We start from the raw sequence: 13,082 nt of genomic DNA, 5'->3' as shown, positions 1-13,082 counted from the left end.
AAGCTAATTGAAGAGGCCGGCGGGACAGCACCCCCCTCTGCCTTGCCAGGCATCTCCCCCGCAAGGGGGGGAGATTGGCCTTCACAGCGGGTTCGCCAATCTCGAATGTAGACCTCTACGCCCTCCTTCTCTCCGGCCCCTCATCCAGCCACGCCACATCGTCCGGCGTCAGCGAAATATCCAACGCCTTGAGACTGTCCTCCAGCTCGTCCAGCGTGCGCGGGCCAATCAGCGGCATGGACGGGAAGGGCTGCGCCAGCACGTAAGCCAGCGCGACATGGATCGGGCTCTTGCCTAGCTTCCTCGCCAGCTCGATGGCGCGGTCGCGGCGGCCGAAATTCTTTTCCGAATACCAGACCCGCACCAGCTCCTCATTGTCGGTCCGGTCGCGCCCGGCGCGTTCGGTGAAGAAACCGCGACCCTGGCTCGACCAGGCGAAGTTCGGCATCTGCCTTGCCGCCAGCCAGGCCTTCCAGGCATCGGTGGACGCGGTGACGCAGCCCGCCCAGATCGGCTCCAGCATCTCGGCCAGCGAGAAATTGTTGGAGAGCGCGCCCGGCTTCTGCTTGCCGTTCTTCTCGGCATAGGCAATGGCCGCGTCCATGCGTTCCATCGTCCAGTTGGAGCCGCCGAACAGGCCGCGAATGCGGCCAGCTTTTGCCTCCCGGTCCATGGCATCGACGAATTCGCCGACCGGCACGTCCGGATTGTCGCGGTGCATGAAGTAGATGTCGACATGGTCGGTCCGCAGCCGGTCGAGCGACTGGGCGAGCTGCCTGCCGATCACGTCGGGATAGCAGAGCGGCGAATGCGCGCCCTTGGCGATGATCACCGATTGCTCGCGCACGCCGCGATTGGCCAGCCATTGGCCGAGCAGCGCTTCGGTGTAGCCCGAGCCGTAGACAAAGCCGGTGTCGAACAGATTGCCGCCGGCCTCGAAATAGGCGTCGAGCAGGATCGATCCCGAGGAGAAGGTGCGGAAGTCCTCGAAGCCGAGCGCCAGAAGCGAGGCCTGGCGCGGCAGACCAGGGATAGCGCGCTTGCCGATGGCGGTGCCGCCGGAGCGGAGCGGCCGGCCGGAAATCGTGTTGACGCGTTTTGCCGGCTTCTCGATCTCATATTCGAGGCCGACAGCGGCGCGCCATTTGTCGAGCACGCGCAGCGTGCCAAGGCTGTCGGCCCAGCCCATGCCTGGCCAGGCGAATTCCTGCCGTCCGGCCAGGATCGCCTCGCCGGCGGCGTCGACCTCGAAGGAATAGAGGTGGCGGGTCTCGTTGAGGCTGATCACCTCGCGAGCGGCCCCGGACCGGATCATTTCGATCCGGCCCGGTCCGACATCGCGGTTGCCACCGGCGAACCAGAAGTCCGGCACTTCGATTTGACCCTCGGTGCCGAGAATGCGCAGGACATTGTCCTGGTTGAGCGAGATGCTGCAGGAAACCTCGGCGACAATGCCATTGGCGAAGTGCAGCAGCGCCGAGGCCCATTCGTCGACGCCCGACTGGCCGAGATGGGCAGCACCCACCACCTTGTCGGGCTCCAGGAAAGGCTGCCCAACCGCGGCGCCCGCGATCAACCGCGCCATCGACACGGGGTAGCCGCCGACATCGAGTATGCCGCCGCCGGCCATGTCGTTTGCATAGAGCCGGTGGTCGGGCATGAAGCCCGGCATGGCGAAGCCGAAGCTCGACTTGATCATGCGAACATCGCCGATGGCGCCCGACTTGATCAGCTCGACCAGTTGCAGCGTCTGCGGGTGCAGCCGGTACATGAAGGCCTCGCCGAGGAACGTGCCGGCCTTGCGCGCCGCATGCATCACGGCGTCGGCCTCGAAGGCGGTCAGCGCCAGCGGCTTCTCGCACAGCACGTGCTTGCCGGCCTCGGCGGCCTTGATCGCCCATTCGGCATGGCCGGGATGCGGGATGGATATGTAGACGGCGTCGACGTCGCTGTCGGCTAGCAACGCGTCATAGCCGTCGAGGATGCGCGCGCCCGGGAAAGTCTCGGCAAGGCCCGGCTTGGCGGGGTTGCGGGCGCCGAGCGCCGCCAGTTCGCCGGTGCGCGACTGCGCCACGCCGCCGGCAAAGGATTTCGCGATGCTGCCGGGTCCGAGAATGCCCCAGCGGATTTTTTGCTTGGATGTCATGTCGAAATTCTCCATGGGTCGCCGCCCCGCCGCGCGATAGGCGAAAGAAAAATCAGCGAATCCGCGCGCCTGCCTTGTCGAAGAGCAGCGAACGGTCCGCCTTGATCGAAACGGTGAAATGGTCGCCGCTGGCGCGCTGCCGCGAGGCCTCGCGCTCGACGATCAGCTCCTCGGGTCCGGCGTTGGCGTAGACGTAGCTCACCGAGCCGAGATGTTCGGCGACGTCGGCCTTGACCGGAATGTCGCAACCGCCTTCGCCGGCCTCGAAGAAATGTTCCGGCCTGACACCGAGTACGACCTCGGCGCCAATGGCGGGAAAAGCTTCGGAAAGCGGTTTGCGCAGCCGCACGCTGCCGTGATTGACGAGCTCGATGGTCGCGGCGCTGTTGGATGTCTCGACGACCCTCGCCTTGAGAAAATTCATTTTCGGCGAGCCGATGAAGCCGGCTACGAAACGGTTGGCCGGGTCGTCGTAGAGGTCGAGCGGCGCGCCGATCTGCTCGACATTGCCGGCCTTCAGCACGACGATGCGGTCGGCCAGCGTCATCGCTTCGGTCTGGTCGTGCGTCACATAGATCATGGTGACGCCGAGCTCCTTGTGCAGGCGCGAGATCTCGACCCGCATCTGGACTCTGAGCTCCGCATCGAGGTTCGAGAGCGGCTCGTCGAACAGGAACACCTGCGGCTCGCGCACGATGGCCCGGCCGATGGCGACGCGCTGGCGCTGGCCGCCGGACAATTGCTTCGGCCGCCGCTGTATCAATTCGTCGATGCGCAGGATCTCGGCGGCGCGTTTCACCCGGCGCTCGGTGTCGGCCTTCGGGTTGCCGTTCATGCGCAGTCCGAAGGAGAGGTTCTGCTCCACGGTCATGTGCGGATAGAGCGCGTAGGACTGGAACACCATGGCGATGCCGCGGTCGGCCGGCTCGACATCGTTCATCACCTTGCCGCCGATGGCGATATCGCCGCCGCTGATATCCTCCAGCCCGGCGACCATCCGGAGCAAGGTGGACTTGCCGCAGCCGGACGGACCGACGAAGACGACGAACTCGCCGTCGGCGATGTCGATGTTGGCGCCATGGACGACCTCGAAGAGGCCGAAGCGCTTGACGACATTGGTGAGCGTGACGGCGGCCATCGTGTCCTTTCTATTTGACGGCGCCGGCGGCGATGCCGGCGATGAAATGGCGCTGCAAGAGCACAAAGACGATGAGCATGGGCACCGTCAGCATCACGGCGCCGGCCATGATGCCTCCCCACGACACCTTGGTCAGCCCGATCAGCGTGCCGAGCGCCACCGGCGCCGTCATGGCGCCGGGCTGGCTGTTGATCAAAAGCGGCCAGAGATAGTTGTTCCATGAGGCGAGGAAGAGGATGATGGCCAGGGCCGCCAGCATCGGCCGGGCCAGCGGCAGCGCCACGAACAGGAAGATGCGCCATTCCTTGACGCCCTCGACGCGCGCGGCGTCGAACAGCTCGGCCGGCATCATCGAGAAAGCCTGGCGCATAAAGAGAACGCCCAGCGAATTGAACAGCGGCGGCACGATCAGCGCGATCCAGGTGTTGGCTAAAGCGAAGTCGCGCGCCACCATGATGAATTGCGGAATCAAAACCACCGCATAGGGAAGCGTGATGGTGCCGAAGATGATCGCCACGACCGCGCCCTTGCCATGGAATTCGTAGCGCGCCAGCGCCCAGCCGGCCATCGAGGTGAGCAGGACGGAAAGGACGGTGTAGGTCACCGCCACCGAGACCGAGATGCCGATGGCGCCGACGAAGTTGGTGTCGCGCTGCAGATTATTGACATTGTCGAGGAACCCGCCATGCGGCAGAAGCTCGATGCCGGGGCTGAAGATGCCGTTGTCGGGCATGGTGGAAAACACCACCATCATCCACAGCGGGAACAGCCAGATCAGGGCCAGCGGCGTCAGGAAAAGATGCAGCGCAATGCTGCGCCCGAGCCTGGCTTGGGAACGCGAGGTCATTTCGGCTCCCCCGTCATTTCGGCTCTCTTGTCAGCCAGAGCTGCACCAGGGTGATGGCGATGGCGAGCCCCGCCATGGTGTAGGCGACGGCCGAGGCGTAGCCGAAATTGAGCGAGCGGAAGCCCTGGCGGTAGAGCAGCAGCCCAAGCGTCTCGGTTCCGCCGCCCGGCCCGCCGCGCTCGGTGATCAGGAACGGCTCGGTGAAGAGCTGCATTGTGCCGATGATCGACAGCACGGCGCAAAAGACGATGACCGGCTTCAGCAGCGGCAAGGTGATGTGGAAGAACTGCTTCACCTTGCTCACACGGTCGAGCGTCGCCGCTTCGTAGACGTCCTCCGGTATGGACTGCAGGCCGGCAAGGATGATGATGGCGTTGTAGCCGGCCCAGCGCCAGGTCACCGCGATCATGATCAGCGCCATCGCCGGCGTGACGTTGGAAAACCAGTCGACCTTGGGCAGGCCGACGCTGTTCAAGAGCTTGTTGATGATGCCGAAATCGAGGCTGAACATCAGCCGGAACACCGCCGAATAGGCGACCTCGCCGACCACGACCGGGGCGAAGAAGGCGAAGCGGTAGAGGCCGCGGGCTTTCAGCAGCGGCGAGTTCAGAAGCACCGCCATGACGATGGCCAGCGAGATCATCACCGGCACCTGGATGACGAGGATCAGCAGCGTGTTCTTGAGCGCGTTGTAGAAGGCGGGGTCGCCGATCAGGCGACCCCAGTTGAAGGTCGGCGCGAAGCGCCATGGCACGGTGCGCGTCGCCTGGAAGGAGATCAGGAATGAGCTGATGATCGGCCAGATCCAGAAGATGGCGAAGATCAGGAGGTAAGGCGTGAGGAAGCGATACGCGGTGGCGTTCTGGTGGCGCATCGTTTTCTCCCTCCTTCCTTTCGCCTTCGGATTTTTTGGCCGGCCTGCCAGGGGCAGCGCCAATTGTCGATCTCGGCGCTGTCCTGTCTTGCCTTCTCCCCTTGTGGGAGAAGGTGGCCGCGAAGCGGCCGGATGAGGGGTGTTCCAGGGAAAACCAACGTCTCACTCCGCTGGAACACCCCTCATCCGTCTTGGCGCTGCGCCCCAATCCACCTTCTCCCACAAGGGGAGAAGGAGAGTAACGCTACTTCACGGGCAGGCCGGTCGCTGCGGCGATCTGCTTGGCGGCGTCGTCGAGCGCCGCCTTGGCGTCGGGATAGCCATTGGCCAGATATTTGGTCTGCACGGCGCGCAGGATGATCTCGGCATCGCTCTGGAATTGCGTGCCGCGGCTCGGCACCACCTTGGGCAGCGTGGTCAGGATATCCTTCCAGACCGCCTGGTTGCCCCAATAGGGCTGGCCTTGCGCGACGTAAGGATCGTCGAGCGCCGAGATCAGCGACGGCACCAGGCCGAAATCCTTCAGCATGGTGATCTGGCCCTCATTCGTCTCCAGCGTGTATTTGAGATAGGCGTAGGCCGCTTCCTTGTTCTTCGAGGCCGAGGTGATGGCCAGGGAGGAGCCGCCGAGATTGGCGGCGCGCGGGCCGTCGGCGGTGAGGCTCGGCATCAGGTAGACGCCCCATTTGCCGCTTTCCCCGGCCGATTCGGTGCGGATCGTGCCCTCATACCAGCCGCCATAGACCTGGGTGGCGACGGTGCCGGCGGTGTTGTTGGTGATCTTGGTCGACCAGTCCGCCGACGACACGATGCCGGCGTCCTTCATCTCCTTGACCTTGGTCAGCGCGTCGACGCATTTCGGCTCGGCCACGGTGATAGACTGGCCATCCTCGGCGAAATAGGCGCAGCCCTGCTCGTTGGAGATCATGCGGAAGAATTCGGTGTCGCCGTTGAAATCGGCATTGGTCATGGTCACGCCCGGATTGGCGGCCTGGATCTTCTTGCCGGCGGCGATGAAATCGTCCCAGGTCTTGATCGAGGCCGGGTCGACGCCGGCCTTCTCGTAGAAGTCGCGGCGGTAGAAGACGGCAACCGGGCCCGAATCCCAGGGCATCGCATAGGCCTTGTCGCCGACTTCGAGCTCGGTGCGCTTGAAATCGGGGAATTTCTTCTGGTCCTCGGCGGTATAGCCCAGCGTGTGCAGGTCGACGAAGCAGTCGGGGAACTGGCTCCAGTAGTTTTCCGCCTCGCCGTTCTCGATCGAGACGATATCGGGCAGGCCGACGCCGCCGGCGGCGCAGCCGGCGATCGATTTGTCATAGGTCGGCTGGTTGCCGAGGTCCTGAACCGTGACCTTGATGTCGGGATATTTCTTGTTGAAGCCCTCGACCGTCGACTTCAGCGACGAAGCCGCGATGTTCCAGCTCCAGATGGTGATCTCGCCGGACTGCGCCAGGGCCGGGCCGGAGCCCAGGGCAAGCAAAAGCGCGGCGCAGGTCAGTGTAGTGCGCATTGAAATCCTCCCATTTCGTTTGCTCTCTCACTGTGAGCGTGACTAGACTATGCGGCGCGGAAGGCTTGTCCCCGACAAAGGGAAAAGAAAATTGGCGGAAAGTAAGATGCCGGAAAGGCCGTTCTACCAGCCTGGCGCCAGCAGCGTGGAAGGCATGCCGCTAAAGCTGCAGATGTTCCACACACAACCACTGGTTATGCTCAAGCCGCACTGGCATGCCCAGGTCGAGGTGAATTTCATCGTTCGCGGCAGCGTGCACTACAAGATGAACGATCACGAGATTTCGCTATCGGCCGGTGAGATGTGCCTGTTCTGGGGCGGCCTGCCGCACCAGATGGACGACCTCTCCGACGACGCCGTCTACGCCGGAGCGCATCTGCCGCTGGTACATTTCTTCCGCCTGCACCTGCCGGCCGACATACGCCACCGGCTGATGACCGGCGCGACCCTGGTGACCAACGCGACCGACCAGTCGGACAACGACAATTTCAAGCGCTGGAACGAGTATGCGCGCTCGGGCGACGCGGCGAAGGCCGAGCATGCGGTCAACGAGCTGCTGCTTCGGCTCGAGCGGGTGCGCTTCGAGCCTTACCGCCTGGTGCCGGGAAGCGCGGCCGGGCAAGGGGCAGGCAATCCCTTCGACCAGCAATCCTCGCGCAATGTCGGGCGCATGTGCGACTTTATCGCCGAGAATTTCCTCTACGACATCGACTGCGTGACCATCGCCTCGGCCGCCGACATCCACCCCAAATACGCCATGAGCCTGTTCAAGAAATCGACCGGCATGACGCTGAACGAATATGTCAATCTGCTGCGGCTGAGCTACGCGCAGGCGCTCTTGATGCATCAGGATGCCAATGTGCTGAGGGTCGCCATGGAATCGGGTTTCGGCTCGCTCAGCGCCTTCAACAAGTCGTTCCGCAAGCTCGCCGGCATGTCGCCTTCCGATTTCCGCCGCGCGGGCGCCGCGCGGTAATCATCAACCGCGACGTGAACCCGTTCAGGCCGGCTTCAGGGCCGGAAAGCTGACGGTCACGCCCAGGCCGGGATTGCGATCCTCCAGCACGATGGCGGCGCCATGCAGGTCGGCCACCGCCTTGACGAGGCTCAAGCCCAGGCCGCTGCCCGGCGTCGTTCGGCTCGTGTCCAGCCGGTAGAGCCGGCGGAACACGTTTTCGCGCTCCTCGGCGGGGATGCCCGGGCCGTTGTCGCTGACATGAATGAGGACGTGGCTGCCTCCCGACGTCACCGAGAGCTCGATCGCGGTGCCAGGCGGGCAATGCCTGAGCGCGTTCTCGACCAGATTGGCGAGCATCTGCATCAGCAGGTCCCGATCACCGTGAATATACCATTTCGTATCCGGAACGACCTTTGTGGACAGCGACTTGCCGTCATCCTCGGCGACATCGGCGTAGACTTCGCCGATGGTCTCGACCACCGGGCCGACATCGAGATCGACGAAGCGCGCCCTGCGGGCGCCGGCTTCGATCTGGGCAATGCGAAGCAAGGCGTCGAAGGTGCTGTTGATCTGCTGGCTTTCGGCGCGTGCGTCGGTCAACTCGCCGGAGACATCCTCGCCCGACACCGTCTTGTCGGCGGCGGATTCCAGGATCATCTGCAGCCGGTTGAGCGGCGTCTTGAGGTCATGCGCGATGTTGGCGCTCACTTCGCGCATGCCGTCGACCAGGGCCGACAGGCGCTCGAGCGCGGCATTCACCTGGCCGGAGACGGCGTCGATGTCGTCGCCATTGCCGATCAGCGGGATGCGCGCATCGAGCCGCCCATGCGAGACGTCGACCATGGTGCTGGCGATGCCATCCAAACGCCGCTGGACGCGCGAGGCGAGCAGCGCGCCACCGGCGACCGCGAGGCCGGTGATGAAGAGCGTGCCCCAGCCGAAGCTCATCAGCACGATGTTCTCCAGCTCCTCCGTGTCCGACATCGAGAAGGCTACCGTCAGATTCTTGTCGCCGACCTCGCCCGTATAGGCGCGGTACATGGTGTCGGGCGGCACGCCGGGCAGCCTGACGGCAAACATCGAAAAGCCGTCGGGAAGATCGGAGGCGGTGAAATTGCCGGCCAGGCGGTTGCCGTTCTGATCCGTCAGCGAGAAAAGCTGCTCCTTGTCCGCATTGAGCTGGGCATGGTCGTTGACGGTGGAGATCAGGTCTTCCCGGTCGCTCTCCGCATAGGTCACGGCGACGACCGAATAGGTTTCCTTGATCGATTCATCCAGCCGCCTCGAGAGGTCGTCGCTCATCAGCTGATAAACGATCGCGCCGGAGAGGATGAAGGCAAGCACGAACAGGAAAGCAAAGGTCAGGGCCAGCCGGAACGGCGTGCTGCGCGCGAGGCTGAGACGCGTCCCGCTCATGCGATGGCGATTGCCGTTGGCTGTCCCGCAAGTGCGGGCGGATGATCAGGCCGGAACATGCAGGCTGTAGCCGGTGTTGCGCACGGTGTGGATCAGCGGCACGTCGAACGGCCTGTCGACCTTGGCCCTCAGCCGGCTGATATGCGTCTCGACGACGCTGGTCTTGGGGTCGAAATGAAAATCCCAGACGCGCTCAAGAAGCATGGTGCGGGTGATGACGCGGCCTTCGCCGCGCATCAGCACTTCGAGCAGGCTGAACTCGCGCGGCTGCAGGTCGATCGGCTGGCCCTGCCTGGTCACGCGGCGCTGGATCAGGTCCATCTCGAGGTCGGCGACGCGCAGCGCCGTCTTCTGCTCCTGCGCCGCCGGCCGGCGGCCGAGCGCATGGATGCGGGCAAGCAACTCGGAAAAGGCGAAGGGCTTGACCAGATAGTCGTCGCCGCCGGCTTCCAGGCCCTCGACGCGGTCGTCGACGCCGCCGATCGAGGTCAGGAAAATAGCCGGCGTGCGGATACCGGCGGCGCGCACCGCCTTGATCATCGACAGGCCGTCGAGGCCGGGAACCATGCGGTCGGCCACGATCACGTCGTAGGCGTCGCGGGTCGCGGCGAAGAGGCCGTCATGGCCGTCGCGCAGCAGGTCGCAGACATGGCCGGCCTCGGTCAGCCCGCGGACGATATAGTCGGCGGTTCTCGGATCGTCTTCAACAAGCAGAAGTCGCATCGCCCCGTGCCGTCCTTGCCGCCTCGGCCTCGCCGGCATGGTAGCGCCGGCTGCGGCTTTTTCTTGGCTGGTTGCCTAAAGCGCGTCGCGATGAAACGGATTCAGTCGACGCGCTTTAAGTCTTTGTTTTGATGCATGTCGTTATCCCAAAACCGCTGCGCACTTTTGGGCGACATGCATTATCTCTTTGTTTTTACGCATTTCCGAACGGAAAACCGTTACACTTTTTTGCGAGAGGCGAGATAGAGCATGATGTCGCCCGAAAAACGGATTCAGGCGACGCGCTTTTAGTCTTTGTTTTGATGCATGTCGTTATCCCAAAACCGCTGCGCACTTTTGGGCGACATGCATTAGTCGAGCAGGGCCTGTTCGTCCTCGTCGATCATTCGCTTCAGCGTCATGTAAAGGACGATGGCCACGATGCAGCCGAGGAAAGCCAGGCTGGTGACGGTGGTGCCGAAGCCCATGCCGCCATATTCGACCGGTTGCGAGAGCAGGTCGCCGAAGGAGGCGCCGAGCGGCCGGGTCAGGATATAGGCGAGCCAGAAGGCGAGGATGCCGTTGAGGCCGAGGAAGAACCAGGCGAAGGCGATCGCCGCGATCACGCCGCCGAAGATAAGGCCGGTGGCGAGATAACCCATGTCGAAGCGCTCGGCGACCAGATCGCCGGCGGCCGTGCCGAGCGAGAAGGTGAAGAGGATCGCCAGCCAGTAGAAGATCTCGCGCCTGGTGGTGAAGATGGTGTGGATCGAGAGCGTCTTTTCGCTCGCGTACCAGGCCACGAAAGTCAGTGCCAGCACGACCGAGAAAACCATCGTCGTCGTCTCCAGCCGCACACCGAAATTGTCGACGAGGTTGTCGGTGACCAAAGTACCGACAATGCTGATCAGGACGACGGCGAGCCAGTAGGCCCAGGGCACGTAGCGGTTCTGCGCGAATTGCAGGATAAGCGTGACGATGAGGATGCCGCCCATGATCAAGGATGTGACGGTGAGGCCGAGGCCCAGATTGACGGCCAGATAGTCGGCCGCCGTCTCGCCCATGGTCACCGCCATGACCTTGATCAGCCAGAAATCGAGGGTGACTTCCGGGACCCGATTCAACGTGGGCTCAGCTCGTCCAATGGCTAGCGAGGTCATGGCGGTATCCTGTCTTTGGATTTTTTGGGGTGATTTACTTGCCGAGGATCTTCGTGGCCTGGGCGAACAAGTCGTCGGCGCGCTTGTCGTCGTCGGCGTTGCAGCGCTCGATGCCCTTCGTCTCCAGTTCGGAAACCTTGTTCTTATCGGCATCGTTGAGCGTCGCTTTGGCTTCGGCGGCGCGCAGGTCCTTCAGCGCGGTCTCGCAAGGCGTCGGGGCGGCAACGGCCGATGCCAAGGGGATGGTGATCGCGGTGGCGGCAAAAGCGAAAGCAACGGCAAATTTGTTCATGATTTTATCCTGACGTTGAGGGCCGGGGTTCGGCGCCTTTTCGAGCCGCCTCAAATTCGGCGCGGCGATCGTCAGGCTAGGCAGGCGAATTCACTGCAGCCTGTCCGCGGGCTTACAAATTTGTAAGATTGGCCAAAATCATCCTCCGGGCCTCGTCATCCCGCGGCGGAAGAGCTAGGAGAGGCTCGGCGTCCCCTGTCGGCGCCGGAGCGGTGATAAAAGAATGGCTTACGCATCCCTCAAATCGGCGCCGAAAGCGTTCGACCAGCACAAGCGCCTGATCGTCGTGCAGGTGGCCGCGGTGCTCGCCGTCATACTGCTCCTGTTCAGCAAGCCGGCGCTGGCCGAGGGGTCAGGCGGGCACGAAGTCGTCGAGGCGCTCGGGTTTGTGATGGTGCTGGCCTGCTTCCTTGGCCGGCTGTGGAGCATCCTCTTCGTCGGCGGCAGGAAGAATGACGAGCTGGTCGTGTGCGGCCCATTCTCGATGACTCAGAACCCGCTCTATTTCTTCTCGACCGTCGGCGCGGCCGGTATCGGGCTGATGTTCGGCTCGGTGCTGGCGGCCACGATGCTCGGCCTGGCAAGCTTCCTCGTCTTCCGGTTCACGGCGCGCAAGGAGGCCGAATACCTCGCCGGCAAGTTCGGCGCCGTCCATGCGGCCTATGCCGAACGCACGCCGCGCTTCTGGCCGAACCCGCTGCTTTACCGCGACGAGGACCATTGGCTGTTCTCGACGAGCGCGCTGCGGAGAACGTTCCGCGACGGACTCTATTTCCTGGCGCTGTTTCCGGTCATCGAGGCGGTCGAGTATTTCCGCCTCAGCGGCGATCTGCCGACGCTTTTCACCGTCTACTAGTTTCCCCAGCACAGAATTTCGACCGGCCGGCTATGTTTGCCTTGGCAGGCGGCATGCGTTGGAGATTTGGCCGAAACGCCCATCGCGATCGTCATCCTATGGTCTGCGCTCCGCTTCGCGTCGCTCCGCCCGTGGATGACGAAGTTGAGGGGTTTCCGTCAATCTCCAGCGTTTGCGCTGATTTCACGGAAAATGAACGCTGATCAGCGCGCTCTCCCGCGCGCGGCGCGGCGCGCGCTGTCCAGAAGAATTGCCAGGCAGCCGACCAGAAGCAGGAAGCCGCCGATGAGCGGCGGCAGCGCCATCAGCTTTACCGCCGCGGTGACCAGCGCGATCAGGATCAGCGCCAGCAGCGCAAGACTGCCGTCGTCGACGAACATGCCGACGAGCTCCTTGAAGACAAGACGGATCACGGTCATCGGGCAACTCCTTCGGCGGCTGCCGGGTAAGTGCTGCGCAGCCAGCGCACGATGGCGAAGGACGCCGCGGCAATGATGGCGAAAATGGCGAGCAAGGCGAGGTCCTCGCCCGGCCACGCGGCGCCGAGGCCTTCGCCGGTCCAGAACACGCCGAAGCTGGTCAGCATCAGCCCGACGACGAATTTAAGCGAATTCTCGGGCACGCGCGCCAAAGGACGATGCACCGCAAGGCCGATCAGCATCACCAGCACGAAGGCGGCCAGCGCGCCGAGGCCGGCATAGAGCGTCTGCCCGTGCGCGGCGCCGACGGCAATGACGATGAACACCACTTCGACACCTTCGAGCAGCACCGCCTTGAACGACGCGACGGCCGCCAGATAGTCGGCGCGGCGGTCGTTGGCCTGCCGCCGCAAGGCTTCTGTCTCCTTGGAAAAGGCCTGCTCCTCGTCATGCAGCGCGATTACGCCGACGCTCCGCAGGATCGCTTTCCTCAGCCAGCGCATGCCGAACAGGATCAAGAGCACGCCGACCGCGAATTGCAGGACGGTGATCGGGACGAGCGCCAGCAGCGGCCCGAAAATAAGCACCAGCGCCGCAAGCAGGATGAGCGCCAGGGCAGCACCGGTCAGCGCCGGCCGCCAGCTTCGCGTCACGCCGACGGCAAGCACGATGGTAAAGGCTTCGACGACTTCGACGAAGGACGCCAGGAAAGAGGCCGTCACGGTGGAAAGTATGGGTGTCAGGCCATGCATGCAGGCATC

At 63.6% G+C, this 13,082-nt stretch carries 13 protein-coding genes; 2 read left to right on the top strand and 11 right to left on the bottom strand.

The window, feature by feature from the left end:
• Positions 1-115 precede the first annotated feature (115 nt).
• The 5 genes from RFM68_RS22555 to RFM68_RS22535 form a co-directional block, all read right to left on the bottom strand.
• A complete protein-coding gene (locus tag RFM68_RS22555; protein ID WP_320235222.1) occupies positions 116-2,146 on the bottom strand; it encodes an aldo/keto reductase in 2,031 nt (676 codons plus the stop codon).
• 52 nt (positions 2,147-2,198) lie between these two features.
• Entirely contained in the window at positions 2,199-3,284 is a 1,086-nt protein-coding gene (locus tag RFM68_RS22550; RefSeq protein WP_320235221.1) for an ABC transporter ATP-binding protein, read from the bottom strand.
• 10 nt (positions 3,285-3,294) lie between these two features.
• Positions 3,295-4,131, bottom strand: coding sequence for a carbohydrate ABC transporter permease (locus tag RFM68_RS22545; protein ID WP_320235220.1), 837 nt, complete (start codon positions 4,129-4,131; stop codon positions 3,295-3,297).
• A 13-nt stretch (positions 4,132-4,144) separates the two neighbouring features.
• Positions 4,145-5,005: a carbohydrate ABC transporter permease gene (locus RFM68_RS22540; protein WP_320235219.1), complete on the bottom strand. Its 861-nt coding sequence runs from the start codon at positions 5,003-5,005 to the stop codon at positions 4,145-4,147.
• Between the two features lie 244 nt (positions 5,006-5,249).
• On the bottom strand, positions 5,250-6,518 hold the full coding sequence (locus RFM68_RS22535) for an ABC transporter substrate-binding protein (RefSeq protein WP_320235218.1): 1,269 nt from the start codon (positions 6,516-6,518) through the stop codon (positions 5,250-5,252).
• Positions 6,519-6,624: 106 nt separating this feature from the next.
• On the opposite strand from RFM68_RS22535, the gene RFM68_RS22530 reads away from it, so the two are divergent.
• On the top strand, positions 6,625-7,494 hold the full coding sequence (locus RFM68_RS22530) for a helix-turn-helix domain-containing protein (RefSeq protein WP_320235317.1): 870 nt from the start codon (positions 6,625-6,627) through the stop codon (positions 7,492-7,494).
• 24 nt (positions 7,495-7,518) lie between these two features.
• Here RFM68_RS22530 and RFM68_RS22525 read toward each other — a convergent pair whose 3' ends face one another.
• The 4 genes from RFM68_RS22525 to RFM68_RS22510 all read right to left on the bottom strand — a co-directional run bounded on the left by RFM68_RS22525 (position 7,519) and on the right by RFM68_RS22510 (position 11,046).
• Positions 7,519-8,892: a sensor histidine kinase gene (locus tag RFM68_RS22525; protein WP_320235217.1), complete on the bottom strand. Its 1,374-nt coding sequence runs from the start codon at positions 8,890-8,892 to the stop codon at positions 7,519-7,521.
• Between the two features lie 45 nt (positions 8,893-8,937).
• Positions 8,938-9,615, bottom strand: coding sequence for a winged helix-turn-helix domain-containing protein (locus RFM68_RS22520; RefSeq protein ID WP_320235216.1), 678 nt, complete (start codon positions 9,613-9,615; stop codon positions 8,938-8,940).
• A 350-nt stretch (positions 9,616-9,965) separates the two neighbouring features.
• Positions 9,966-10,754 (bottom strand): COG4705 family protein, encoded by a 789-nt coding sequence (locus RFM68_RS22515; RefSeq protein ID WP_320235215.1) that lies wholly within the window; start codon positions 10,752-10,754, stop codon positions 9,966-9,968.
• A 34-nt stretch (positions 10,755-10,788) separates the two neighbouring features.
• Positions 10,789-11,046: a hypothetical protein gene (locus RFM68_RS22510; protein ID WP_320235214.1), complete on the bottom strand. Its 258-nt coding sequence runs from the start codon at positions 11,044-11,046 to the stop codon at positions 10,789-10,791.
• A 223-nt stretch (positions 11,047-11,269) separates the two neighbouring features.
• Between RFM68_RS22510 and RFM68_RS22505 the strand changes: the two genes are divergently transcribed.
• Positions 11,270-11,902 (top strand): methyltransferase family protein, encoded by a 633-nt coding sequence (locus RFM68_RS22505; protein WP_320235213.1) that lies wholly within the window; start codon positions 11,270-11,272, stop codon positions 11,900-11,902.
• Between the two features lie 203 nt (positions 11,903-12,105).
• Here RFM68_RS22505 and RFM68_RS22500 read toward each other — a convergent pair whose 3' ends face one another.
• The gene (locus RFM68_RS22500; protein WP_320235212.1) at positions 12,106-12,321 is read right to left on the bottom strand and encodes a hypothetical protein; all 216 of its coding nucleotides are present in this window, start codon (positions 12,319-12,321) and stop codon (positions 12,106-12,108) included.
• Positions 12,318-13,073 carry a COG4280 domain-containing protein gene (locus tag RFM68_RS22495; RefSeq protein ID WP_320235211.1) on the bottom strand — a complete coding sequence of 252 codons (756 nt, stop codon included), beginning with the start codon at positions 13,071-13,073 and terminating at the stop codon, positions 12,318-12,320. The genes RFM68_RS22500 and RFM68_RS22495 overlap by 4 nt, the downstream gene beginning before the upstream one ends.
• Positions 13,074-13,082 lie beyond the last annotated feature (9 nt).

The organism is Mesorhizobium montanum, assembly GCF_033977145.1.
Classification (GTDB): domain Bacteria; phylum Pseudomonadota; class Alphaproteobacteria; order Rhizobiales; family Rhizobiaceae; genus Mesorhizobium; species Mesorhizobium montanum.
The sequence above is the reverse complement of the archived record's forward strand: the minus strand, read 5'-3'. Positions and strand labels throughout refer to the sequence as shown.